We start from the raw sequence: 22,012 nt of genomic DNA on the forward strand, positions 1-22,012 counted from the left end.
CTTCACCGGACTCACATCCCTACCTGCTCCGAGGACCAGACCGGACCGATGACCGCGCCCACGCATCCCGGCGAACGACCTTCCCTGCGTACGCTCGTTCCGACCTTCGCGCTGACCGCGGTGGTGTCGGCCCTCGCGGTCGTCGCCGCGGCGGCCGCCGCGCCGGACTCGGTACGCACGCCCCTCGCCCTCGGCGCGAGCGCGGCCGCCCTGCTGCTGTGCGCGGCGGTGACCTGGGCCGTGCACGCGGCGCGGGCCGCCCGCGCCGCCCGGCGCCGGCTGGAGGCGGTGAGCCAGGACATCGGGCGGCTCCTCCAGCAGCAGGCCCGGACCACCGAGGAGGCCCGCCAGGAGCAGCAGCGGCTGATCGACGAACTGGCCCAGCAGCGCAGCGAGTTCGCCGACTCCTTCGAGCAGGAGCGGGCGCGGATCCACCAGGACAGCGGCCAGGAACTGGACTGGTACCGGCAGGAGAACACCCGGCTCACCGACGAACTGGAGCGCGCCCTGCGGGAACGCGCCGCCGCGATCGCCGCCGCCGGCAACGCGGCCGGACGGATGCAGGCCCTGGCCACCGCCACCCTCGCCGACCTGCGGGCCATGGAGGACCGGCACACCGACGAGGACGTGCTCGCCGACCTGCTCCAACTCGACCACCGCACCGCCCAGGCGGGCCGGCTCGCCGACTCCATCGCCGTGCTCACGGGGGCGCGTTCCGGCCGCCGCTGGGCACGTCCGATCAGCATGGAGTCGATCCTGCGCGGCGCGATGGGCCGCATCAGCGGCTACCGCCGGGTGCGGGTGCACTCGGTGAGCGGGACGGCCGTCGCCGGACACGCCGCCGAGGGTGTCATGCACGCGCTTGCCGAACTCCTCGACAACGCGGCCAACTTCTCGCCCCCCACGGCCGAGGTCCACGTGTACGTGGAGGAGGTGCCGGCCGGGGTCATCGTGTCCGTGGAGGACAGCGGGCTGGTGATGGGCGACGTGCAGCTGCGCCGCGCCGAGCGGGCGGTCGCCGGTGACAGCACCGAGCTGGGCGGTCTCACCGGCACCCGGCTGGGGCTCGCGGTGGTGGGCCGGCTGGCCCGCAAGCACGGTCTGAAGGTGTCGTTCCGGCCGTCGGCGCGCGGCGGCACCGGGGTGCTGATGCTGGTCCCGCAGGACCTGCTGACCCGCCCCGTCGCCGACGAACCCGCGGCCGCCACGGGGTCGGCGGCGGAGCCGGCCCAGCCGGTGCCGGTCGCGGCGGACCCCGTACCCGTGCACGAGTCCGCCGCCGAGCCGGACGAGGACGAGGAAGGGCCCACCGGGCTGCCCAGGCGGCGCCGAGGCCGGACCCTCGCCGAGGCCGAGCGCCGGTCGGCGCCCCAGCCTGCGGAGCCGCGCCCCGCGCCCGCCGCCGCGGACGCCCAGGTCCGTGCCGCCCGCTTCAACAGCTTCCGGCAGGCCGTCCGCCCGGCCGCACACGACTCGGACTCCGCAGGCGCGGCCGACGAGCCGACCGCCCCGTACGCCCCCACCCCCGCGCACGACCCGGCCCCCGCGCCCCACCCGGAGTCCGGTCCAGAGCCCACGTCCCACCCGCATGCGTACCCGGAAGGCGACCCCACTTCATGACCGGCAGGACCACCGCCGACTCCAAGCTCACCTGGCTCATCGAGGGCCTCCTGGAGCGCACCCCCGGGGCGCGGCACGCCCTGGTGCTCTCCCGTGACGGGCTGAAACTCTGCCGTACCCCGGAGCTCTCCGTCGACCAGGCCGACCAGCTCGCGGCGATCGCCGCCGGCATCCAGTCGCTGTCGCACGGGGCCTCCGTCGAGTTCGGCGACGGCAGCGGCGGCGTGCGGTCGGCGATGACCGAGTTCTACGGGGGCGTGCTGTTCATCGTGGAGGCCGGCGAGGGCGCCCATCTGGCCGTGGTGACCAGCGAGGACGCCGATCCCGGGCTGGTCGGGCACAACATGAGCGAACTGGTCGAGCAGCTCGGCGAGCACCTGACCGCCCAGCCCCGTACGTCATGAGCCGCCCGGGCAGGGACGACGCGCCCGACCGCCTGTACACCATCACCGGCGGCCGCAGCGGCACCGGCCCCGACAGCCCCTTCGACCTGGTCACCCTGGTCGTCGCCGAGTCGGAGCCGACACCCGGCATGCAGTCGGAGCACGCGGCGATCCTGCGCCTGGCCGAGTTCCCGACCTCGGTGGTGGAGCTCGCCGCGGAGCTGAAGCTGCCGGTGAGCATCACCAAGGTCCTGCTGGGCGACCTGCAGGCGGCCGGCCGGGTCAGCGCCCGCCACCCCTACCGGCCGGCCATCACCGACCCCGACATCCTGGAGCAGGTGCTCGTTGGACTCCGCAACCTCTGACGCGCGCACCCCGTTGGGTGCCTCCGCCGACAACGGTTTCAAGATCGTTGTCGTGGGCGGCTTCGGCGTCGGCAAGACCACTCTGGTCCGCTCGGTCAGCGAGATACGTCCCCTCAACACCGAGGAGACGATGACCCAGGCCGGCGAGGGAGTCGACGACATCCGGGAGGTGCGCGGCAAGTCCGCGACCACCGTCGCCTTCGACTTCGGCCGGATCACCCTGGACGCGCGCAACGTGCTGTACCTGTTCGGGGCGCCGGGCCAGGAGCGGTTCTGGTTCCTGTGGGACCGGCTGTTCTCCGGCACCCTCGGCGCGGTGGTGCTCGTCGACACCCGGCGGATCGGCGACTCCTGGTACGCCATCGACCGGCTGGAGAAGCACGGCACCCCGTTCATCGTGGCCTGCAACGACTTCGGCGGCCCCGTGCACACCCCCGGGGACGTCCGGCACGCCCTCGACCTGGACCCGCACGTCCCGCTGGTCAACTGCGACGCCCGCTCCCGGGAGTCCGGCAAGCAGGTGCTGATCACGCTCGTCCAGCACGTCAAGAACCGGTACGCCGGCCCGTCCGCACCGGCCGACCTGCCCCGACAGGAGTTCGTGTGACCCCCGATGCAGTGCCGCTCGGCGGCCCCCGGTTCCAGACCGAACCGGCGCGTCTGTACCGCGAGATGCGGCGCGACCACGGTGCCGTCACCCCCGTCGTGCTCGACGGGGACGTGCCGGCCTGGCTGGTGGTCGGCTACCGCGAGCTGCACCAGGTGACCGGGGACCCGGTGCTGTTCAGCCGGGACTCGGACCTGTGGAACCAGTGGGACATGATCCCCGAAGACTGGCCGCTGCTGCCGATGATCGGCCGCAAGCAGCCGTCGATCCTCTACACGGTCGGCGAGCGGCACCGCGAGCGGGCCGGGATGATCAGCGACGCGCTGGAGGCCGTCGACCCGTTCGAACTGCGCGGGCACGCCGAGCGGTTCGCGGACGAGCTGATCGACGGGCTGTGCACGAGCGGCGAGGCGGACCTGATCGGCCAGTACGCGATGCTGCTGCCGGTACGGGTGCTGGCGCGGCTGTACGGCTTCTCCGACGAGGAGGGCCCCGGTCTGGTCACCGCGCTCAACGACATGATCGACGGGCGCGAGCGGGCGATCGCCGGGCAGCAGCATCTGGGTTCGTCCATGGCGCAGTTGCTGGCCGACCGGAAGGCGGACCCGGCCGACGACGTCGTGTCGCGGATGCTCCAGGACAAGAGCGGCTTCACCGGCGAAGAGATCATGCAGGACCTGATGGTCATGATGGCGGCCGGGCACCAGCCGACCGCCGACTGGATCGGCAACTCGCTGCGGCTGATGCTCACCGACGACCGCTTCGCCGCCTCCCTGTTCGGCGGCCGCAACAGTGTCGCCGAGGCGATGAACGAGGTGCTGTGGGAGGACACCCCCAGCCAGAACATCGCCGGCCGCTGGGCGTCCCGCGACACCCAGCTGGGCGGCCGCCGGATCCGCGCCGGTGACCTGCTGATCCTCGGTCTGCAGGGCGCCAACTCCGATCCGCAGGTGCGCACCGACGCCTCCGCGCTGACCGGCGGCAACAACGCGCACTTCTCCTTCGGGCACGGCGAGCACCGCTGCCCGTTCCCCGCCCAGGAGGTCGCCGAGGTGGTCGCGCGGACCGGTATCGAGGTCGTCCTCGACCGGCTCCCGGACATCGACCTCGCGGTGCCCGCCGACTCCCTCACCCGCAGGCCCTCGCCGTGGCTGCGGGGGCTGACCGAACTGCCCGTCAGGTTCACGCCCGTACCCGCCCTCTGATCCGCACCTCCGCATCGACAGACCGGCGCAGCACACCGAATGGCGCAGTTACCCGACCCTGCCCTGGGAGGCACGTCACGATGACGACCGGTACCGAACAAGCCCGGATCGCCCTCGACCCCTTCGTCACCGACCTCGACGGCGAGAGCGCGCGGCTGCGCGCCGCCGGTCCGCTCGCCGCCGTGGAGCTGCCCGGCGGGGTGCCCGTCTGGGCGGTCACCCGGCACGCCGAGGCCAAGGCGCTGCTCACCGACCCCCGCCTGGTCAAGGACATCAACGTGTGGGGTGCCTGGCAGCGCGGGGAGATCGCGCCGGACTGGCCGCTGATCGGCCTTGCCAACCCCGGCCGTTCGATGCTGACCGTCGACGGAGCCGACCACCGCAGGATGCGCACGCTGGTCGCGCAGGCGCTCACCCCGCGCCGGGTGGAGCAGATGCGGGAGCGGATCCAGAAGCTCACCCAGGATTTGCTGGACGCGCTGCCCGCGGACGACGGGACCGTCGACCTCAAGGCGGCCTTCGCCTACCCGCTGCCCATGTACGTGGTCGCCGACCTGATGGGCATCGACGAGGCCGAACTGCCGCGTCTGAAGGTGCTGTTCGAGAAGTTCTTCTCGACCCAGACGCCGCCGGCGGAGGTCGTCGCGACCCTCACCGAGCTGGCGGGGATCATGGCGGCGACGGTCGCCGCCAAGCGGGCCGAGCCCGGCGACGACCTCACCAGCGCGCTGATCCTGGCCTCCGAGGACGGCGACCACCTCACCGACGAGGAGATCGTCTCCACCCTCCAGCTGATGGTGGCGGCCGGCCACGAGACGACGATCTCCCTCATCGTCAACGCGGTGGTCAACCTCTCCACCCACCCCGAGCAGCGGGCCAAGGTGCTCTCCGGCGAGGTGGACTGGTCGGCGGTGGTCGAGGAGACCCTGCGCTGGTCCACCCCGACCTCGCACGTGCTGATCCGGTTCGCCACCGAGGACGTGCCGGTCGGCGACAAGGTGCTCCCGGCGGGCGACGCGCTGATCGTGTCGTACGCCGCGATCGGCCGTGACGAGGAGGCGCACGGGCCGAGCGCCGGGGAGTTCGACATCACCCGGGAGTCGCCGAACCGGCACATCTCCTTCGGGCACGGCCCGCACGTGTGCCCGGGTGCGGCGCTCTCCCGGCTGGAAGCGGGCGTGGCGCTGCCCGCGCTGTACGACCGCTTCCCCGGCCTGGACCTCGCGGTACCGGCGTCCGAGCTCCGCAACAAGCCGGTGGTCACCCAGAACGACCTCTTCGAGCTGCCGGTCCGGCTGAATCCCTGAGTGTGCCGTCGGTCGGCTGCTGCGCCGTCGTGGCTGGTCGCGCAGTTCCTCCCCCAGCCTTCGGCCGGGGGTACCCCCAGCGCCCCTTCAGGGGCGTTTGCTCAGCGGGTGTGCACCGAGTACGACCTGGCTCCCGTGCCGGCCAGCCGGCCGCCGTCGACGATCAGGTACTCGTCGCGGATCGGCCGGCCGGCCGGCCAGGACTCCAGGATCTCCCGGGTGCCGGCCGCGTAACGGGCCTGCGCCGAGAGGCTGGAGCCGGAGATGTGCGTGGTCATCCCCTGGTGCGTCATGGTGCGCCAGGGGTGGTCGGCGGGTGCGGGCTGCGGGTACCAGACGTCGCCCGCGTACCCGGCCAGCTGCCCGCTGCGCAGCGCGCGGTCGACGGCGTCCCGGTCGACGATCCGCCGCTCCTCGTAGAGCGGGAAGCGGCGGACCTGGCGGAGTTCGTCGTCGTCCAGGTAGGTCATGGCGGCGTCCAGCTCGAACTCGGCGAGGCCGCGCCGGATGTCGGCGGACGACAGGGCCTCCAGGGCCACCCGCGCGTGCGGATGCCGGTCGCAGAAGGGTCCGGTGAGCAGGGAGGCGACGGGGACGGCGGTGGGGACGATGCCGAGGCGCAGGGTACCGGTGAGGCCGTCGCGCAGCGCCGACAGTTCCTGGCGGAGCGCGTCCCCCTCGGCGAGGATGCGGTGCGCCCACGCCAGCACGACCTCGCCCTCGGGGGTGAGGCCCTCGTAGCGGCGGCCCCGGCGCACGATCGGTAGGTCGAGTTCGTGTTCGAGTCGCCGGATCGCGGCGGACAGGGAAGGCTGCGAGACGTGGCAGGCGGCGGCCGCCCGGGCGAAGTGCCGCTCCCGGGCGAGCGCGACGAGGTATTCGAGCTGGCGCAGCAGCATGCGGCCTCCGCGGGAGGTCTCGGCGACGGTCCGGCGTACGGCTCCGGGTCCAGGTGTACCGGATGGGCGGCGCCCGTTTGACTTCGAGTGCTCTTCAAGTCGTAGCGTCCATGACGAGAACGAGTCAGCGGGAAAGGCTGGGAGTCACATGCGACAGCGCAATCTGCGGGATCTTCGGGTGAGCAGCATCGGCCTCGGCTGCATGGGCATGTCCGCCTTCTACGGCACCGCAGACCAGGACGAGGGCGTGCGGACCATCCACCGCGCGCGGGAACTCGGCGTCACCTTCCTCGACACCGCGCAGCTCTACGGACCGCTCACCAACGAGTCGCTGGTCGGCGAGGCGATCCGGGGACACCGGGACGAGTACGTGATCGCCACGAAGTTCAACTACCGGATGGACGACGCCGTCCCCGGTGACATGAGCAGCATCGGCCCGCAGGACGGCTCGGCCGAGCACGTCCGCAGCTCGATCCACGGCTCGCTGCAGCGTCTGGGCACCGACCACATCGACCTGTACTACCAGCACCGCGTCGACCCGAACGTGCCCATCGAGGAGACCGTGGGCGCCCTGGCCGAGCTGGTCGCCGAGGGCAAGGTGCGGCACATCGGGCTGAGCGAGGCGAGCGCCGAGACGATCCGGCGCGCCAACGCCGTGCACCCGATCGCGGCCGTGCAGACCGAGTACTCGCTGTGGACCCGGGACCCGGAGGACGAGGTGCTGCCCGCCTGCCGGGAGCTGGGCATCGGTTTCGTGCCGTACTCGCCGCTGGGCCGCGGCTTCCTCGCCGGCCGGTTCACCTCCCCGGACGACCTCGACGCGAACGACTGGCGCCGCACCGGTCCCCGCTTCACCGGCGACAACCTGGAGGCGAACCAGCGGCTGGCCGCCAAGGTGAAGGAGATCGCCGCCGAGAAGGACGTGACCCCGGCCCAGTTGGCCCTCGCCTGGGTGCTGGCCCAGGGCGACGGCATCGTGCCGATCCCGGGCACCAAGCGCGTCGGCTACCTGGAGCAGAACGCGGGCGCGGTCGACGTGGAGCTCACCAAGGAGGACCTGGCCCGGATCGAGGCCGAGGTGCCCCGGGCGGCGGGCGAGCGCTACGACGAGGCCGGGATGCGGTCCGTGAACCTCTAGGGAGCGGGAAACCTCCCCGGGTGCCGTGCGGCCTCCGGGGAGCCCTCCGGCTCGCGGTGGCCGGTCGCCAGGCGGTGGCGCACGCTGGTGGCATGAGCAAGCTGCAGGACTGTGCGACGGGGCTGCGGCGGTCCTGGCAGTCGTCGCACGCGCTGCTGTTGCTCCCTGTCCTGCTCATCGTGGTGATCACGGTGGCGGACCTCCGCACGCCGGAGGACATCCATCTGGGCCCCGCCCTGGTCATCGCACCGGCGCTCACCCCGTCCTTCGCGGGACCCCGGGCGACCGCGCTGGTCGGGGCGCTGGCGGTGGCCGCCCAGTTGGTGATCGCCGTGTTCCAGGGCGGGCTGGCCACCGCCAACCACATCGTGCAGATCGTCACACTGGCGGTGCTCTCGGTGATCGTGGTGGTCTACAGCGCGGTCCGCGAGCGGCGCCGCGCCCAGCTGGCCCAGGTCCGCACGGTCGCCGAGGCCGCGCAGCACGTCCTGATGTGGCCGCTGCCCGAGCACATCGGCCCGCTGCGGATCGCCTCGCTGTACCTGGCCGCCGAGGACGAGGCGCAGATCGGCGGTGACCTGTACGCGGCCACCCGCTGCAACGACGAGGTCCGGGTTCTCATCGGCGACGTCCGGGGCAAGGGCCTGTCCGCGATCGGCGAGGCGGCACTGCTGCTGAGCGCCTTCCGGGAGTCCGCCCACCGGCATGTCACCCTGCCGGACCTCGCCGCCGCCCTGGAGCAGAGCGTGCAGCGGTACGCGGCGGACCTGGAGCCGCCGGAGGAGGCGGGCGAGCGGTTCGCCACCGCGCTGCTGGTCGAGATCCCCGACGACGACCCGGTCACCCGGATGACCAGCTCCGGCCATCCGCCGCCGCTGCTGCTGAGCCCGGGGCACGTGGTCACCGTGCCGAGCCTGCACCCGTCGCCGCCGCTCGGTGTGCCCGGGGCGGGCAGCACCGAGCGCACCCTGGACGTGTTCTCGTTCGAGCCCGGTGACACCCTGCTGCTGTACACCGACGGTGTCGTCGAGGCCCGGGACGCGCAGGGCCGCTTCTACCCGCTCGCGGAGCGGGTCGCGCAGTGGACGGACGCCGCTCCGGAGGCGCTGATGCACCACATCCGGCGGGATCTGCTGGCGCACGCGGGCGGCCGCCTCGGCGACGACGCGGCCCTGATCGCCCTGCACCGCAACCTGGCCGCGCACCGCCGTCACCACCGCAGCGTCCTCGGCCACGGTTCGGCGCGGGCCCAGCAGGCGTGACGGGCGTCAGAACTCCGTGGCCTGCGACTCCAGATACCTCTTCAGGAAGGTGAGCTTCGCGTCGCTGTCGGCCAGCGCGAGCGTGCCGGGGTTGCCGCCGAGTTCCATGGTCTGCGGGGTGTCGGTGGCGAGGGCGGGCCAGGTGGGCAGGGAGTTGCCGTTCGGGTCGCCGGTGGCGGCGAAGCGGGCGACGTAGGCGGCGGTGGTGTCGGCGGTGTCGTAGTCCTTGGCGGTCCAGGGGCGGCCGGTGTTGTAGAGGTAGCCGAGCAGGTAGTAGACGTCCGAGCCCTCGAAGGCGCCGGTCGCGGCGGTGCCGATGACCGGGTTGGTGTCGTCGTACCCGGGCGGGACCCGGGTCCAGAAGTAGGTGTGCACGGCACTGGAGTCGGCGGCCGTGTCCTTGAACTGGGTCGCCCACAGGAAGGCCGAGACGCGTTCCTCGTCCCGGGCGTAGGCGCTGAACTGCTGGGCGGCCGCCGTGTCGCCGTCCGCCGGATACAGGTCCAGGAAGGTGTCCGCGAGCCCCAGCGGGCCGAATTCGGAGCGGGCGTAGGCCTGGAACGCGTCGAGGGTCAGCTTCAGGTCGGGCGAGGCGCCGTTCGCGTCCTTGCAGACGCCGGTCAGCACGGGCACGTCGGTCTCGGCGCGGGCCTCCAGGACGGCGGTGTAGGTGTCGGGCAGGACGTGTCCGTCGAGGACGTGGCCGAAGTCGGCGGCGGTGTCGGCGGCGGCTCCGCCGACGATGTCGTCGGCGTCCAGCGCGCGCAGGCCGGCGAGATCGGCGGCGCCCAACCGGGCGGCGAAGTCGGCGCCGTGGGCCTCGGCGGCGGCGAGGGTCCGGTAGCGGCCGGGCCCCCGGGCGAGGGCCGGGTCCTTCGTGTACCGGACGCCCGAGGAGAGCAGCGCGCGGTGGTAGAGGCCCCTGGCCTGCCGGGACGCGAGCAGGATGTGCACGATGGACGCGCCGAGTGCCCAGCCCGCCAGGGTGACCCGGTCCGGGTCGCCGCCGAACGCGGCGATGTTCCGCCGGACCCACTCCAGCGCCGCCACGACGTCCAGGATCCCCCAGTTGCCGGAGCCGCCGTACGCGGACTCGGCGGTGAGCTCGGGGTGGGACAGCCCGCCGAGCGGGCCGACGCGGTAGTCGAGGGTGACGACGACCAGGCCCTTGGACGCGAGCAGGGAGCCGTTGTAGATCTCCTGGCCCGACCACAGGGCCCGATCGCCGCCGTACAGCCAGACCAGGACGGGGCGGCTGTCTCCCGAACCCGTGGCCGCCGTCCAGATGTTGAGGTTCAGACAGTCCTCACCGAACGCGGGCACCTGGTCGGCGGGGACGCCCGTGACCGGCTGCGGGCAGGCGGGGCCCCAGGAGTCGGCGGCGCGGACGCCGTCCCAGGCGGGGGCCGGCTGCGGCGGGCGCCAGCGGTTGGCGCCGGCGGTGGTGTCGGCGTACGGGATGCCCTTGTAGACGGTGACGCCGCGCAGGCCGCCCTGGACTCCGGTGACCTGGCCGGACTCCGTGGATATCACTGTGGCGGCCACGGTCTTCGCTTCCGCTGGTGTGGGCAGCGTGCCGAGCAGCCCGGCCGCGGCGGCGGCGCCGAGGAAGCCGCGCCGGTTCAACGGGGCCGAAGGCATGTCTGTGTCGCTCACGGGGTTGCCTCTCGGGTGGTGGGGGGGGCGGACGAACCGACGAGCAGCCTGGCCCCGGCCACGCCCCGCGGCAACCGCATCCGGGGGACTCACAGCAGGTCAACAGCGTCTGACAGCAACCGAGTTGGGTGAGCTGTTCAATTGTCTTTGGGTCAAAGTTAAGTCGTAAGGGTGGTCGTCGGCAGGAGCCGGCTGCGAGACTCCGCTGCGCCTTCCACCGACAGGGAGTCCCCATGACCGAACTGCAGTCCCCCACCCGCAGACGGCCGCTCCGCAAGGCCCTCGCCGCAGCTTTCGGCGCGCTCGCGCTGGTCGTCGCCGTGCCCGCCACCGCGCACGCCGACGTCCTGACGCTGCTGCCGCAGAACGCCGACGGTTTGGAGCAGACGTTCTCCCCGGCCTACGACTACGACGGCGACGGCTGCTACGCCACCGCGGCCATCGGCGCCGACGGCACCATCAACCCCGGTCTGAAGCTCGGCGGCGACGTCAACGGCCACTGCCACGACTACGCGCAGCTCGCCAACGCCAACACCTACTCGCGCGAGAAGTGCAACAACGGCTGGTGCGCGGTGATGTACGCCAGCTACTTCGAGAAGGACCAGGCGACGTACGGGCCGTTGGCCATCGGGCACCGGCACGACTGGGAACACGTGATCGTGTGGATCCAGAACAACCAGGTGCAGTACGTCTCGGTGTCCCAGCACAGCAGCTACCTGGTGCAGGCGGCCTCGGCGATCCGGTTCGACGGCACCCACCCGAAGATCGTTTACCACAAGGACGGCCTGTCCACCCACGACTTCCGGTTCGCCAACTCCGACGACGACCCGCCGGAGAACGTGACCGGCGGCTGGTTCTTCCCGCGCCTGGTGGGCTGGGACGGCTACCCGGCGGGCTACCGCGACAAGCTGATGAACGCGGACTTCGGCGACGCCACCATCAAGATCAAGGACGGCTCGTTCAACGCCAACCTGGGGTACTCCATGCCGTCCGGGATCTCGTTCGACCCGAACGCCTGAGCAGGGCGGGGCCCGGCCCTCGGGGCGGATGCCTTCGGGAAGGTCCTCGTGCGGGACCCCGACCTCCGTGGCGCCGTCCGCCCCGGTACGGGTGACCGTCACCGGTACCCCGTGGAACGACCGTGCCGGGGCCCGGAAGGTGAGCCGGGCCCCGGCACGGAACCCGTGCTACGGCTTGCGGGCGACCGCTCCGTACATCGCGATGTCCTCGTCGCGGATGCCCTGTTCGCCGGTGCCGTCCGGGTGCCACTTGTGGACCTGGACGATGCCCGGCTCGACCAGCTCCAGGCCCTCGAAGAACTCGTGGGCCTCGTCGATGGTGCGCAGCCGCATCGGCATGTTGCGGGCCGCGTACTCGCGGGCGACCCGGCCCACCTCCTCGGGCGCGAACTCGGCGGTGCCGATGGACATCGCCAGGTAGCTGCCGGACGGCAGCGGTTCGAGCAGCCGCCGTACGACACCCACGGCGTCGTCCGCGTCGAGCATGAAGTGGACGATGGCGATCACCGTGAGGGCGACCGGCTTGTCCAGGTCCAGGGTCTCGCGGAGCTCGGGAGCGTCGAAGAGGTCCGCCAGGTCCCGGAAGTCGGCCTCGATGTACGCCGTCCGGCCCTCGGGCGTGCTGGAGAGCAGGCCCTGGGACAGGGTGAGGACAATGGGGTCGTTGTCCACGTAGACGACCCGGGAGTCCGGGGACACCGACTGGGCTATCTCGTGGAGGTTCGGGGAGGTGGGGATGCCGGTCCCGACGTCCAGGAACTGGCGCATCCCCGCCTCTTCGGCGAGCCAGCGTACGGCGCGGTTCATCCAGTCGCGGTTGGCGCGCATGTGGATCGGGAGCGCGGGCCACTCCCGGGACATCGCGTCGCCCGCCTCCTGGTCGGCGGGGTAGTAGTCCTTGCCGCCCAGGATGTAGTCGTAGATCCGTGCGGAGTGCGCGTTCTCGGTGTCGATGCGGTCGGCCGGCCATCCGTTGTCGGGCAACGCCGTGTCTCCCATTCAGGTGAGGGATGCGGGGGTGTTCGGGGGGCTGCGCTGTGGTGCGTCGGGGGTGGGGGGTTGGTTGAACGATCAGCCATAGCAAGGAAGTTCCGGGAGATCCGATCACATCAGGAAGTCGGCGTCACCCGCCTTCACTCCGGACAGGAAACTCGTCATCTCACGGGGCGTGAAGACCAGCGCCGGTCCGTCGGGGTCGGTCGACTGGCGTACCGCGACCCGGCCGTCGGCGAGCTTCTTCACTTCGACGCAGGCGCCGCCGGCGTCGTCGCTCCACGGCTTGGACCAGCCGCGAGCGCCGAGTTGCCGGGACGGGATGCCGTTGCGTATGGGGTGGTGCACGTCAGAGCTCCTTGCGAATCGCACCGAGGAGGGCCTCGGTCTTTCTGGCGGGCGCCGCCTGGGCGCCCAGCCGGTCCAGGGCCTCGCGATAGACCACGACGTCGTCGCTCTTGTCCAGGTAGACGGCGCCCACCAGGCCGTTGAGATAGACGATGTCGGGCAGCTCCGGAGCCTTGAACCGGAAGAGGTGGTAAGCACCCGCGCGCATGGCGGGGTGCGGGCCGTTGGCGAACGGCATGATCTGCAAGGTGACGTTGGGCAGCCGGTTGATCTCGATCAGGTGGTCGACCTGGGCCCGCATGACCCCGGAGCCGCCGACCGGCCAGCGCAGCACCGTCTCGTCCATCACGACCCACAGCCGCGGCGGCGCCTCCCGGGTGATCAGCTCCTGGCGGCGCATGCGGAGCGCGACCATGCGCTCGGTGGCCTCGGTCGGCGCGTGCGGGTTGCCGGCGCCGAGCAGGGCGGCCGCGTACTCGCGGGTCTGCAACAGGCCGTGCACGAACTCGTTCTCGTAGGCGCGGATCTGCAACGCCGCCTGCTCCAGGCTCAGATACGCGGCGAACCAGTCCGGCATCACGTCGCGGTAGGTGTGCCACCAGCCGCGCTTGTTGGCCTCGCGCACCGACTGCAGGAAGGTGTCGACCTCCTGGCGGTCCGTCACGCCGTAGACCTGCAGGAGCTTCTCGGCGTCGGCCAGCCGGAGCCGGGCCACCTTGGCGGCCTCCATCCGGCGGATCGTGGAGTGGCTGACCCCGATCGCGGCGGCCGCCTGCTCGTAGCTCAGGCCGGCCCGGGTGCGCATCTCCTCCAGCTGCCGGCCGAGGATCATCCGCAGGACGGAAGGGGCTCCGCCCCAGTCGGTCTCCGAGGTCACGCCCTACCCCCTCGCACCAGGTTTCAGGGTCACCGTCTCACGTACTCGTGATCGTTCACGCACGGGTTCGATCACTTCTTGTCGGGAGCAGCATGCACTTCACTTCTTGCAATTTTCAACTTGCTGGTTGCGAGGCGATGTTGGCAGATGCCAGAGTGGACTCACTGCTCCGACCGACCAAGGAGCAGGCGAAGCAGTCCAGTTGGGGGAGACTGAGCTGCGGCCCGGCGCCGCCCAGGCACGGGTCGTCGTCTGCCCCGCGTGGCCCGGAGCGGACGCGACAGCTCAGCCCCCACGCTGCGAAGCCGGACGAAAGGCGCACGGCGATGGCCCCGCCCTCTCTCCCCCAGCCGCTCGACCGACTGCCCGAGGACCACATACCCGGCCTGCCCCGGCCGGCCCTGGCGGCCGCCGCCGAGGGCCCGTACCGCCCGTCGGACGCGACGGGCATCCCCAGACCACCCGGAGGCGAACGCCTCGGTCGACTCCCTGGGCCGCAAGGCCTCGACCGGTTCGCCTCCGGGGACCGGCCCGCCCCGCGCAGCCGGGTCTTCGACCTGGCGCCGACGCCGCGCGCGGTGGGCAACGCCCGCCGGAGCGTGGGCGAGCTGCTCGGCTCGTGGGGCGTGGGCGAGGAGGCCCGCGACAACGCGGTCCTGGTGACCTCGGAACTGGTCACCAACGCGATCGTGCACTCGGCCGGCCGGCGGATCGTCTGCCGGGTGCACGCCGGCGCCGACCGGATCCGCATCGAGGTCGAGGACCAGAACGGCAGCATCACGCTGCCGGCACCCCGGCGGGCCAGACCCGACGAGCAGAACGGGCGCGGCCTGTTCCTGGTCGACGCGCTCAGTCTCGACTGGGGCGTCACGGCCGCGCCGGAAGGGCGGCCCACCGCCCGCGTCGTCTGGGCCGAGCTGTCGACGGCACCGGACACACCGCTCACCTCCCCCCACGCCCCAGGAGGCCCCCCGCCCCATGGACCGTCCCCCCACTCCTGACCCCGCCGCCGACCCGTCCTGGACCCGCACCCGCCCCAAGCCCGGCCCGGAACAACCCCACGCCGCTCCGGCCTGCTGAGCCGCCGACACCACGGCGCGGCCGGGACGGACGCGTCCCGGCCGCGCCGCGTCTCCGGTCGAGGCCCGCCGTTCACTCCGCCGCGTGGGCCAGCAACGCGGTCGCGGCCGCCCGCAGTTGTATCGCGGCGGTGACGCAGGCCGTCGCCTGCCGCTCCAGGGCGGCGCCGCTCCACTCCGGTGCCCCGGCGCAGTCGCCCAGCCTCTCGGCGGCTCCGCGCAACCGCTCGGCATAGCCGTCCATCCGGTCCGCGTCGACCCTCAGGCCGTCCACGTACGCGAGGAGTTCCGGGGCGGCGGTGGCGGGACGGGATTCGGTCGCCATGGGGCTCACTCACCTGTACTCGGAGGGATGCCTAGCGCGGCAGCACCGCACCGGCGCTTCTGCGGGCCACGAACCAGGGGCTGGTCAGGACGAACCCGGGCCGTACGGCGTCGAGTTCGAGGATCTGGAGGTGGCGGGCGAGCGGCCCGTGGGCGCCGTCCAGCCGCAGCCGCAGCCGGGGTCGGGCATGGATGCGCGGTCTGCCGTGGGCGCGGACCAGGGTGCGTACGGTGCTCTCGCCCCGGCGCCCGTAGAACACCCAGTCCGCCTCGGGACAGCGCGCCCCGGGCCCCGGGCGGCCCTCCACCGAGACACCCAACTCGGGTGCGTGCACGCGCAGTTCACGCCCCTGGAGCTCCACGTCGGCGGATCCGCGTACGGCCGGCTGGGCCCAGACCTCCTCGGCCGCCGCCCGCGCCTCCTCCGTCCCGACGGCGAGCGCGACCACGTAACGCCCGGTGCGGCGCAGGTCGGCACGGCGCAGCAGGTCCGCGGCGAGGTCGTAGGCGTGCGGCCGCCACAGGTCGTCGACCAGCACCGACAGGCCGAGCTCCGTGTAGGGGCCGATGGTGGTGCAGCGGTGCTCGTAGAGGGAGAGCACGGCGAGGGCGCGGCGGCCGAGCCGGGTGGGGACCATCCAGGCGACGTCGGGCAGCAGGCTGCGGGCCACGTCGGTGTCGACCGGGAAGCACAGGTGAGCGGCGGAGGAGTCGTAGTAGCGCACCGGCACGTCGACCGGGCCCGCCGAGGTGGCGAGGCTGGCGGTGGGGACGGCCAGGAACGGGTAGCCCTCGGGCGGGCGGCCGCGGTCCCTGAGCCGGTAGACACGGGTGCGTTCGACCGGGCCCCGGTAGGGGGCGAGGGCGCGGTCGACGTCGGCCCGGGCCTGCGGGATCACCGTCTCCAGGTGGTCGATGTACACGCGCAGCAGGTGGCAGCGCGGGAACTCCCGGTTGGGGCCGGTGTAGTCGACCCGGTACCGGTTGGGGTGCGGGGCGCCGGGGCCGTCCGGGACCGGCACGATGTCGTACCGGTTGGTGATACCGGCGACCCAGGTGCGCGGGTCGGCGGGCCTGCGGTCGTCGACCTGCGCGCCGACGGCGACCACGTGGGTGACCCGGTAGGCGCGGCAGAACTCGTCGTCCTGCGCGAGGTTCAGCAGCGCGATCGCGCCCTCGCCGTGCCCGACCAGCGCGAGGTCGGCGCCGCGCGGGATGCCCTGGTCCCGGATCGCCAGCAGGATCGAGCGGGTGTACGGCGAGTCGGTCAGGAACAGGTCGCGCCAGGCGCCCGCGAAGTCCCGCGGGGAGTCGTCGCAGGGGCGGCCGGGGGCCGTGCCCGGTGCCTGGACGACGTACCGGAGCACGCCGTCGGGGCCGCGCACCTCCTGGACGAGGAGGCGGGCGTCGCCCGCGAGCACGTCGATGTTGCGCAGGAAGCCGAGGAAGGAGCCCTCGGTGGCGATGGACCGGGCCTCCTGGGCGGACAGTTCGACGGCCTGGGCGGCGCCCTCGCCATGGTCCGAGACGGAGAGGGGGGAGGCGTCGAAGCCCGTGACCGGTCCGGCGGTCAGCGCCCTTCCCGCGGCCAGTGCCCAGGCGGTCTCGTCGCTCAGCGGGTCCTCGTCCAGCAGGCCCCGGACGGCCGGGAGTTCCGCCAGGACCGGGGCGAGGGCGGACAGCGAGCGCTGGGCGCCCCGGTCCTTGAGGAGGGCCCGCAGTGCACGGACGGCGGCCTCCGGGTCGTGGTCGGCGGTGACGGCGTCCGTCAGCCGGCGCATGCCCGGGTCGTGCCCGAACTCGGGGTGGTCGAGGAGTACGGCGGCGATCCTCAGCCGCAGCGAGGTGACCGCCACCAGCGCGGCCAGGCTCTCCCGGCCCAGCGCCTCCCCCGCGGCGCCGAGCAGATGGCCGACGCCGTCGGGCGCGACGATCGCCGAGCCGCCGAGACCCTGCCTGTTGGTGAGCGTCCGCAGCAGCGCCCAGCGGGCGGCCAGGCCGGTGCGCGGGCGGCGGCGCGCGGAACCCGTCAGCGCCGGGGCGAAGAGGACGGAGCTGGTCCGGGCGGAGACCTCGCGGATGCCCTCGGCGACGGCCACCACGTCACGGGCGCACTCCCGCAACATCTCCTGCGCGGGCGGCCCGCAGGCACGGCGCTGCGCTGCCATCCGGCGCTCCCTCGGATCGACGACAGGGCCTGCTCTCATCGTGTGCCCTGGCTCCGGCACCCGCACCTTCGTCCGTCCGGGTGACGGCGAGCGGAGCCGGGTCAGGCGTCCCCGGCGAGGCCGGCGGCGACCGTCGCGCCCAGTTCCCAGCAGGCCTCGAGGTCGGCCTTACCGGGCTCTCCGGTCACCGTGACCGGTTCGGCCGCCCGGCGCCAGCCGAGGCCTGTGGTGATGGAGTCGAGGGCGCGCAGGGCTCCGGTGACGTCGTTGCCGCCGTGGACGTAGGCGCCGAAGGGGCGGCCGCGCGTCTCGTCCAGGCACGGGTAGTAGACCTGGTCGAAGAAGTGCTTGAGGGCGCCGGAGACGTAGCCGAGGTTGGCCGGGGTGCCGAGGAGGTATCCGTCGGCCGCGAGCACGTCGGCGGCGGTGGCGGACAGCGCCGCGCGGCGCACGACCCGCACGCCCTCGATCTCCGGGGTGGTCGCCCCGGAGACCACGGCCTCGAACATGGCCTGGCAGTGCGGTGAGGGGGTGTGGTGGACGATCAGCAAGGTGGGCACACCGGCACCCTGCCGTGCGGTGCCCGCCGACGGCAAACGGCGGCGGGCGGCGCTCAGGGCTGTACGGGCAGGACTGCGCGTAGGAGGCCGCACGTTCAGGGCTGTACCGGCAGGCTCCGGCAGTTGGAGCCGGCCGGTACGCCGGAGAGGCGGGCGGTGAGCCAGGCGACGGCGTCGCCCTGGTCGGTGAGCAGGGGTTCGAGGTGGTTCAGCAGAGCCCGGCCCGCGTCCGGCAGAAGGACCGGCACGTAGGTGACGTTCGCGCCCTTGTCACACCAGTCGACGGCGAGCTGCCGGGCCTGCGCGTGCGGGACGAGGTCGTCGCTGACGCCGGTGGCCAGCCGGACCGGGCTCGCGGGCGCGGTCCGGCCGATGCGCTGTTCGTCCAGGAAGGCCTGGAGGGCGGGTTCCTCGCCGATGACGTCGGAGATGGAGCTGCCGTCGTTCGTCCAGGCGGTGCTGTGCTGGGAACCGTAGGCGAGCAGCGCGTCGCCGACGCACATGGTCGACAGGTCGGCGAGGGCGGCCCGGCCCGCCGTGCCGAGATGGGCGTCGACGATCGGTTCGAGCGCCGGGTCGGCCTGGACGAAGCCGTTGACCGCCCAGCCGAGGGCGCCCGCCAGGTCGCTGCCGTCGATGGCCGCGGTGACGGCGGTGAGGTCGGCGGGCGGCGCCCCGGCGTAGGTGCCGGAGAGGGTGATGTCCGGGGCGTAGGCGGGCTGCAGCTCGGCGGCCGCGGCGGTGGCGCCGCCGCCCTGGCTGTAGCCGAACAGGCCCACGCGCGAGGCGGCGGTGACCGAGGCGCCGGGCAGGTTCCGGGCGGCGCGTACGGCGTCCAGGACGGCGTGGGCGCCGTCGAGCCGGTTGACGTAGGTGTGGAGCCGGTCCGTGGCGCCGAGTCCTACGTAGTCGGTGACGACGACCGCGACGCCCTCGGCGAGCAGCCGGTAGATCGACAGGTCCTCGTACCCGACGGACACGGTCCGGCCGTTGAGGAGCAGCGGGTACTGCAGGCCCATGGAGGCGGCGCACTGGTCGCCCTGTCCCATGGTGCCGGGGGCCAGCGCGACCAGCGGGCGGGCGCCGGGGCCGAGCCAGGGGGCGGTGGGCTCGATGTAGGCGCCGGTGACGGCGACGGGGTCGCCCGCCGAGTCGGTGGACCTGTACATCAGGCGGGTCGCGGTGCCAGGCAGCGGGCCGGACAGGCTCGGCAGGCTCAGGGCCAGCGGGAGGGGTTCGGTGCGTAGGAGGGAGCCGTCGGCCGTGGGGAGGGTGGCAGGCGGGTCGTAGAAGGCGGGGATGGTGACGCCCCGGGAGACCTCCGCCTGGGAGGCCGTGGCCTGCAGGGTCTGGAGACAGAGGCAGGCGGCAGCGGCGACGGCGGTGGCCACCAGACGGACGCGGACAGGCATGGGGAACCTCCTGGACGTGCTGGACGTGGGAGGTGCAACGGACGTCCCCGGAGCGGCCGACGGGGCGGGTGCGGTTTACCCGACGGTAACGAGCCGTGCATTACCGGCGGTAGCAGTCGGTAGATTACGGTTCAGTAATATGACGGTAGGTCAACAAAAAGCGCTGGGCGGGCTCGGCAGCGCGGAGCACGACGAGGTGCTCCCCACGTTCGAGCCCGCCCAGGACACGCTGACCGGTAGGTGAGAGGGGTCAGACCGAGTTCCGCCTGGTGCGCCAGAGCAACGCGGCCCCGCCGGCCAGCAGCAGGCCGCCGAAGACGGCGGGCCACAGGTGGGCGCCGGTCTCGGCGAGACCGCCCTGGACGGCCTGGGGTTCGGTCTGGGGCTCCGTCCCGGAACCGGTGGCCGGGGTCTCCTGGCCGGCCGGGGCGGCGACCGCGGTGCCGGTCGGCGCGGCGGAGTCACCGGCGGTCGGTGCCTCGGTGTCGGGCCGCTGCGTCGGCTCGCTGATCACACCGCCGCCCGACGACTTGGTGGTCGACGTCTTCTTCGGCGACGCGGTCGCGTAGACCCTCGGCAGCCCGGTGCCGCCGGAGCCCGGAGCGGTGGCGGTCTGCGTGGCCGGGGTGCCGGCCGGTGGCTCGGACGACGGCTGCTCGGTCGCCGGCTCGGACGGCTCGGCGCTCTGCGACTCGGCCGGCGGCGTGACCGGGCTCGCGGTCCCGCTCGGCTCGGACGGCTCGGACGGCTCCGCGCTCTGCGACGGCGGCTGCTCGTCGGCCCCGGCCCCGCAGGTCCGGCCGGAGTTGATGCAGTCGACCATCTTCCGCATCAGGCCCTCGTCGAAGACGTTGATGAAGTCGCCGTGGTCGGTGACCGGCTTGTGCAGCTGCTCGGGGAACGAATCGACCGCGAACAGCGGGACCGTACGGCCGCCGTCCTGGAGGCTCGGCGCGTCCACGGCGTAGACGATGCGCTGCACCAGCTGCGGGATGGCCTGGAATCCGGCCGGGCAGCTGCCGTCGGGGGCCTCGAACGCCACGTGGGTGCGGTGGTTGGCGCTGTCGATGTTCCGGCCGTCCCAGCAGCTCTGGAACCTGAACGTGCGCACGACGTCGCTGCCCGAGGGGCAGAGCGGGTACTTGTCCTTGAGCTGCCGGTTCTCGTAACCGGTGCAGCTCCAGGAGGCGTTGGCGTTGGCCGGGCCGTTGACGAACGCCTTGGCGTCGCCGGTGATGATGCGCAGCAGCCGCGGCATCTCGGTGACCTTGGAGGTCGGGTTGCCCTCGAAGGTCAGCGTGACCTCCTTCGCCGTGACGATCTGCCCGGCGTTGCCCTCGGTGCCGCCGCCCGGCTTGTCGGCGTCCCGCTCCTGCTTGCCGTTCTGCAGCCGCAGCACGGGCCAGTAGTACGTGGACTTGTCCCCCTGGTCCGCGCAGCTGGTGTCGGCGTTCGCGAGGTCCTGGTCGCTGGCGAAGGCGTTGTTGGACTGGTTGCCGATGTAGTCGTGGAAGTGGTGGGCGCCGTTGGAGACCCCGGGCGCGACGATCACGTTGTCCGAGTTGAACAGTCCGTTCGCGTTGACGCCGCAGCTGGAGCTGAAGGTGCCGCTGGAGCCGCCGGGCCGCTCGGCCGGGGTGGTGACGTTGGGCTGGACGGAGGTGATGTCCGCGTAGTCGGCGGCGACCGGGCCGTTGCCGCCCTGGCCGCCGACGCCGGTGCCCTCGCTCGGTGCGGCGCTGCCCTGGCCGCTCCGGCTCGGCGTGGCACCGCCCTGCGGTGCCGCTGACTGCCCGTCACCCTGGTTCGACGAGCGCAGGGTGCAGGCGGCGAGGTCGTCCAGGCCCTGCGGACGGTCGCCCTCGCGGCCGATGGCGTCGGCGATGCGCTGGAGCGACGCGGACCGCTGCTCCTTCAGCGGGCCGATGATCGCCTGGTCGGCGAAGCCCGGGTTCTGCTCGATCTCGGCGGCGTGCTCGGTGAGTTGCTGGTAGGCGGCGGCGATCTGCTGGTCCATCCGGGCGAGTTCACCGTCGACGTCGGCCCGGGCCCCGTCCGGTACCGAGGTCAGCCGGCTGCCGACGTCGGGGCAGTAGACCGTGGGCGCGGACAGCACCTGGCCGGTGGCGACCTGCCCCTGCTGGTCCCCGCCGCCCTCGGTGGCCGAGGCATAGACGTTCACCGCCACCAGTCCTGCGCCGCCGAGCATCAGGGCGACCGCTGCGAAGGTCGCGCGCCGTGCGCCGGTCGGGCGTCTGCGCCTGTTGCGTCTCAAGGTCGTTCCCCTGTGTCGTGGGCGGCCGGGCATGGAAATCCCCCGCCCTATACGGCTCACGGCACCACCGTGTTCAACAGACTCGCGAATTCACGGTGACCTCACAGGAAGCGGGTGTCCCGGAACAGGAGGAACGCGACCGACGGCAACGCCCCGGTGACCCTGCGAATGCAATGGATGCGCGCGAAATGCCGTTCCGTACGGTCGAGTTCCGAACGCTACGACGAACATCACAAATACGTATCGGACATTAGCCACTTCAACCTTCACACGAGTGACACAAGTTGGCTAAGTTGACGGGCAAGCCGCTCGGCTCCCCCCGGCGAATCCCGTCGGGCCGCGCGGCCTCCGCCGAGTCCGGTGCCCCTCAGGGGCGGATCCGGAGCCGGGGACCCAACCGAACCACTGGGGTGAATCGGCCGCCGTCCGCGAGGACAAGGGCCGTAGGGCATGCCTTCCGGATTCCACCGCCCGAACCCGACAGCTAACCCGGTAGGCGGAGTACGGAAGGAGCA

General features: G+C 72.7%; 20 protein-coding genes and 1 riboswitch. Of the genes, 10 read left to right on the forward strand and 10 right to left on the reverse strand.

Annotated elements, in window-relative coordinates:
- Positions 1–48 precede the first annotated feature (48 nt).
- The 6 genes from ACFY6U_RS08410 (at position 49) to ACFY6U_RS08435 (ending at position 5,487) form a co-directional block, all read left to right on the forward strand.
- Positions 49–1,620 carry an ATP-binding protein gene (locus ACFY6U_RS08410; protein WP_390035926.1) on the forward strand — a complete coding sequence of 524 codons (1,572 nt, stop codon included), beginning with the start codon at positions 49–51 and terminating at the stop codon, positions 1,618–1,620.
- Positions 1,617–2,024, forward strand: a complete 408-nt coding sequence (locus ACFY6U_RS08415) for a roadblock/LC7 domain-containing protein (RefSeq protein ID WP_093506900.1) — start codon at positions 1,617–1,619, stop codon at positions 2,022–2,024. Before ACFY6U_RS08410 ends, ACFY6U_RS08415 begins: the two co-directional genes overlap by 4 nt.
- On the forward strand, positions 2,021–2,368 hold the full coding sequence (locus tag ACFY6U_RS08420; protein WP_390035928.1) for a DUF742 domain-containing protein: 348 nt from the start codon (positions 2,021–2,023) through the stop codon (positions 2,366–2,368). The genes ACFY6U_RS08415 and ACFY6U_RS08420 overlap by 4 nt, the downstream gene beginning before the upstream one ends.
- On the forward strand, positions 2,349–2,975 hold the full coding sequence (locus tag ACFY6U_RS08425; RefSeq protein WP_390035930.1) for an ATP/GTP-binding protein: 627 nt from the start codon (positions 2,349–2,351) through the stop codon (positions 2,973–2,975). The genes ACFY6U_RS08420 and ACFY6U_RS08425 overlap by 20 nt, the downstream gene beginning before the upstream one ends.
- On the forward strand, positions 2,972–4,180 hold the full coding sequence (locus ACFY6U_RS08430; protein WP_390035932.1) for a cytochrome P450: 1,209 nt from the start codon (positions 2,972–2,974) through the stop codon (positions 4,178–4,180). The genes ACFY6U_RS08425 and ACFY6U_RS08430 overlap by 4 nt, the downstream gene beginning before the upstream one ends.
- Before the next feature lie 80 nt (positions 4,181–4,260).
- Complete coding sequence (locus ACFY6U_RS08435) at positions 4,261–5,487, forward strand: cytochrome P450 (protein ID WP_390035934.1); 1,227 nt, start codon at positions 4,261–4,263, stop codon at positions 5,485–5,487.
- Positions 5,488–5,588: 101 nt separating this feature from the next.
- Here the strand turns inward: ACFY6U_RS08435 and ACFY6U_RS08440 are convergent, their stop codons facing one another.
- Positions 5,589–6,386, reverse strand: coding sequence for a LysR family transcriptional regulator (locus ACFY6U_RS08440; RefSeq protein WP_390035936.1), 798 nt, complete (start codon positions 6,384–6,386; stop codon positions 5,589–5,591).
- Between the two features lie 148 nt (positions 6,387–6,534).
- On the opposite strand from ACFY6U_RS08440, the gene ACFY6U_RS08445 reads away from it, so the two are divergent.
- Together ACFY6U_RS08445 and ACFY6U_RS08450 are read left to right on the forward strand one after the other, a co-directional pair.
- The gene (locus ACFY6U_RS08445; protein WP_390035938.1) at positions 6,535–7,524 is read left to right on the forward strand and encodes an aldo/keto reductase; all 990 of its coding nucleotides are present in this window, start codon (positions 6,535–6,537) and stop codon (positions 7,522–7,524) included.
- A gap of 92 nt (positions 7,525–7,616) precedes the next feature.
- The gene (locus ACFY6U_RS08450; protein ID WP_390035940.1) at positions 7,617–8,786 is read left to right on the forward strand and encodes a PP2C family protein-serine/threonine phosphatase; all 1,170 of its coding nucleotides are present in this window, start codon (positions 7,617–7,619) and stop codon (positions 8,784–8,786) included.
- A gap of 6 nt (positions 8,787–8,792) precedes the next feature.
- Here ACFY6U_RS08450 and ACFY6U_RS08455 read toward each other — a convergent pair whose 3' ends face one another.
- Positions 8,793–10,442: a carboxylesterase/lipase family protein gene (locus tag ACFY6U_RS08455; RefSeq protein WP_390035942.1), complete on the reverse strand. Its 1,650-nt coding sequence runs from the start codon at positions 10,440–10,442 to the stop codon at positions 8,793–8,795.
- A 233-nt stretch (positions 10,443–10,675) separates the two neighbouring features.
- Here ACFY6U_RS08455 and ACFY6U_RS08460 point away from each other — a divergent pair, with 233 nt between their 5' ends.
- Positions 10,676–11,461: an NPP1 family protein gene (locus ACFY6U_RS08460; protein ID WP_390035944.1), complete on the forward strand. Its 786-nt coding sequence runs from the start codon at positions 10,676–10,678 to the stop codon at positions 11,459–11,461.
- A 168-nt stretch (positions 11,462–11,629) separates the two neighbouring features.
- On the opposite strand, the gene ACFY6U_RS08465 is transcribed toward ACFY6U_RS08460, so the two are convergent.
- From ACFY6U_RS08465 to ACFY6U_RS08475, 3 genes are all read right to left on the reverse strand, one after another.
- Positions 11,630–12,445 (reverse strand): SAM-dependent methyltransferase, encoded by an 816-nt coding sequence (locus tag ACFY6U_RS08465; RefSeq protein WP_390035946.1) that lies wholly within the window; start codon positions 12,443–12,445, stop codon positions 11,630–11,632.
- Between the two features lie 120 nt (positions 12,446–12,565).
- Entirely contained in the window at positions 12,566–12,802 is a 237-nt protein-coding gene (locus tag ACFY6U_RS08470; RefSeq protein WP_177233215.1) for a DUF397 domain-containing protein, read from the reverse strand.
- A gap of 1 nt (position 12,803) precedes the next feature.
- Entirely contained in the window at positions 12,804–13,679 is an 876-nt protein-coding gene (locus tag ACFY6U_RS08475; RefSeq protein WP_390035948.1) for a helix-turn-helix domain-containing protein, read from the reverse strand.
- 326 nt (positions 13,680–14,005) lie between these two features.
- Between ACFY6U_RS08475 and ACFY6U_RS08480 the strand changes: the two genes are divergently transcribed.
- A complete protein-coding gene (locus ACFY6U_RS08480; protein WP_390035950.1) occupies positions 14,006–14,680 on the forward strand; it encodes an ATP-binding protein in 675 nt (224 codons plus the stop codon).
- Positions 14,681–14,831: 151 nt separating this feature from the next.
- Here ACFY6U_RS08480 and ACFY6U_RS08485 read toward each other — a convergent pair whose 3' ends face one another.
- From ACFY6U_RS08485 to ACFY6U_RS08505, 5 genes are all read right to left on the reverse strand, one after another.
- Positions 14,832–15,083, reverse strand: coding sequence for a hypothetical protein (locus ACFY6U_RS08485; protein ID WP_390035952.1), 252 nt, complete (start codon positions 15,081–15,083; stop codon positions 14,832–14,834).
- A gap of 31 nt (positions 15,084–15,114) precedes the next feature.
- Positions 15,115–17,250, reverse strand: coding sequence for a hypothetical protein (locus tag ACFY6U_RS08490; RefSeq protein WP_390035954.1), 2,136 nt, complete (start codon positions 17,248–17,250; stop codon positions 15,115–15,117).
- Between the two features lie 101 nt (positions 17,251–17,351).
- The gene (locus ACFY6U_RS08495; RefSeq protein ID WP_390035956.1) at positions 17,352–17,810 is read right to left on the reverse strand and encodes a flavodoxin family protein; all 459 of its coding nucleotides are present in this window, start codon (positions 17,808–17,810) and stop codon (positions 17,352–17,354) included.
- 95 nt (positions 17,811–17,905) lie between these two features.
- Positions 17,906–19,222: a lipase family protein gene (locus ACFY6U_RS08500; protein WP_390035958.1), complete on the reverse strand. Its 1,317-nt coding sequence runs from the start codon at positions 19,220–19,222 to the stop codon at positions 17,906–17,908.
- A gap of 250 nt (positions 19,223–19,472) precedes the next feature.
- A complete protein-coding gene (locus tag ACFY6U_RS08505) occupies positions 19,473–21,431 on the reverse strand; it encodes a DUF1996 domain-containing protein (RefSeq protein ID WP_390036550.1) in 1,959 nt (652 codons plus the stop codon).
- A 405-nt stretch (positions 21,432–21,836) separates the two neighbouring features.
- Positions 21,837–22,012: riboswitch (cyclic di-AMP (ydaO/yuaA leader) on the forward strand.

Origin of the sequence: Streptomyces sp. NPDC013157, assembly GCF_042899865.1 — a bacterium.
Taxonomy (GTDB): Bacteria; Actinomycetota; Actinomycetes; order Streptomycetales; family Streptomycetaceae; genus Streptomyces.

Coding starts and splice junctions, on each gene's coding strand:
- ACFY6U_RS08490 (WP_390035954.1), bottom strand. CDS start 17,250: ATGGCAGCGCAGCGCCGTGCCTGCGGGCCGCCCGCGCAGGAGATGTTG.
- ACFY6U_RS08420 (WP_390035928.1), top strand. CDS start 2,021: ATGAGCCGCCCGGGCAGGGACGACGCGCCCGACCGCCTGTACACCATC.
- ACFY6U_RS08445 (WP_390035938.1), top strand. CDS start 6,535: ATGCGACAGCGCAATCTGCGGGATCTTCGGGTGAGCAGCATCGGCCTC.
- ACFY6U_RS08480 (WP_390035950.1), top strand. CDS start 14,006: ATGGCCCCGCCCTCTCTCCCCCAGCCGCTCGACCGACTGCCCGAGGAC.
- ACFY6U_RS08505 (WP_390036550.1), bottom strand. CDS start 21,431: ATGCTCGGCGGCGCAGGACTGGTGGCGGTGAACGTCTATGCCTCGGCC.
- ACFY6U_RS08410 (WP_390035926.1), top strand. CDS start 49: ATGACCGCGCCCACGCATCCCGGCGAACGACCTTCCCTGCGTACGCTC.
- ACFY6U_RS08415 (WP_093506900.1), top strand. CDS start 1,617: ATGACCGGCAGGACCACCGCCGACTCCAAGCTCACCTGGCTCATCGAG.
- ACFY6U_RS08435 (WP_390035934.1), top strand. CDS start 4,261: ATGACGACCGGTACCGAACAAGCCCGGATCGCCCTCGACCCCTTCGTC.
- ACFY6U_RS08460 (WP_390035944.1), top strand. CDS start 10,676: ATGACCGAACTGCAGTCCCCCACCCGCAGACGGCCGCTCCGCAAGGCC.
- ACFY6U_RS08485 (WP_390035952.1), bottom strand. CDS start 15,083: ATGGCGACCGAATCCCGTCCCGCCACCGCCGCCCCGGAACTCCTCGCG.
- ACFY6U_RS08450 (WP_390035940.1), top strand. CDS start 7,617: ATGAGCAAGCTGCAGGACTGTGCGACGGGGCTGCGGCGGTCCTGGCAG.
- ACFY6U_RS08440 (WP_390035936.1), bottom strand. CDS start 6,386: ATGCTGCTGCGCCAGCTCGAATACCTCGTCGCGCTCGCCCGGGAGCGG.
- ACFY6U_RS08500 (WP_390035958.1), bottom strand. CDS start 19,222: ATGCCTGTCCGCGTCCGTCTGGTGGCCACCGCCGTCGCCGCTGCCGCC.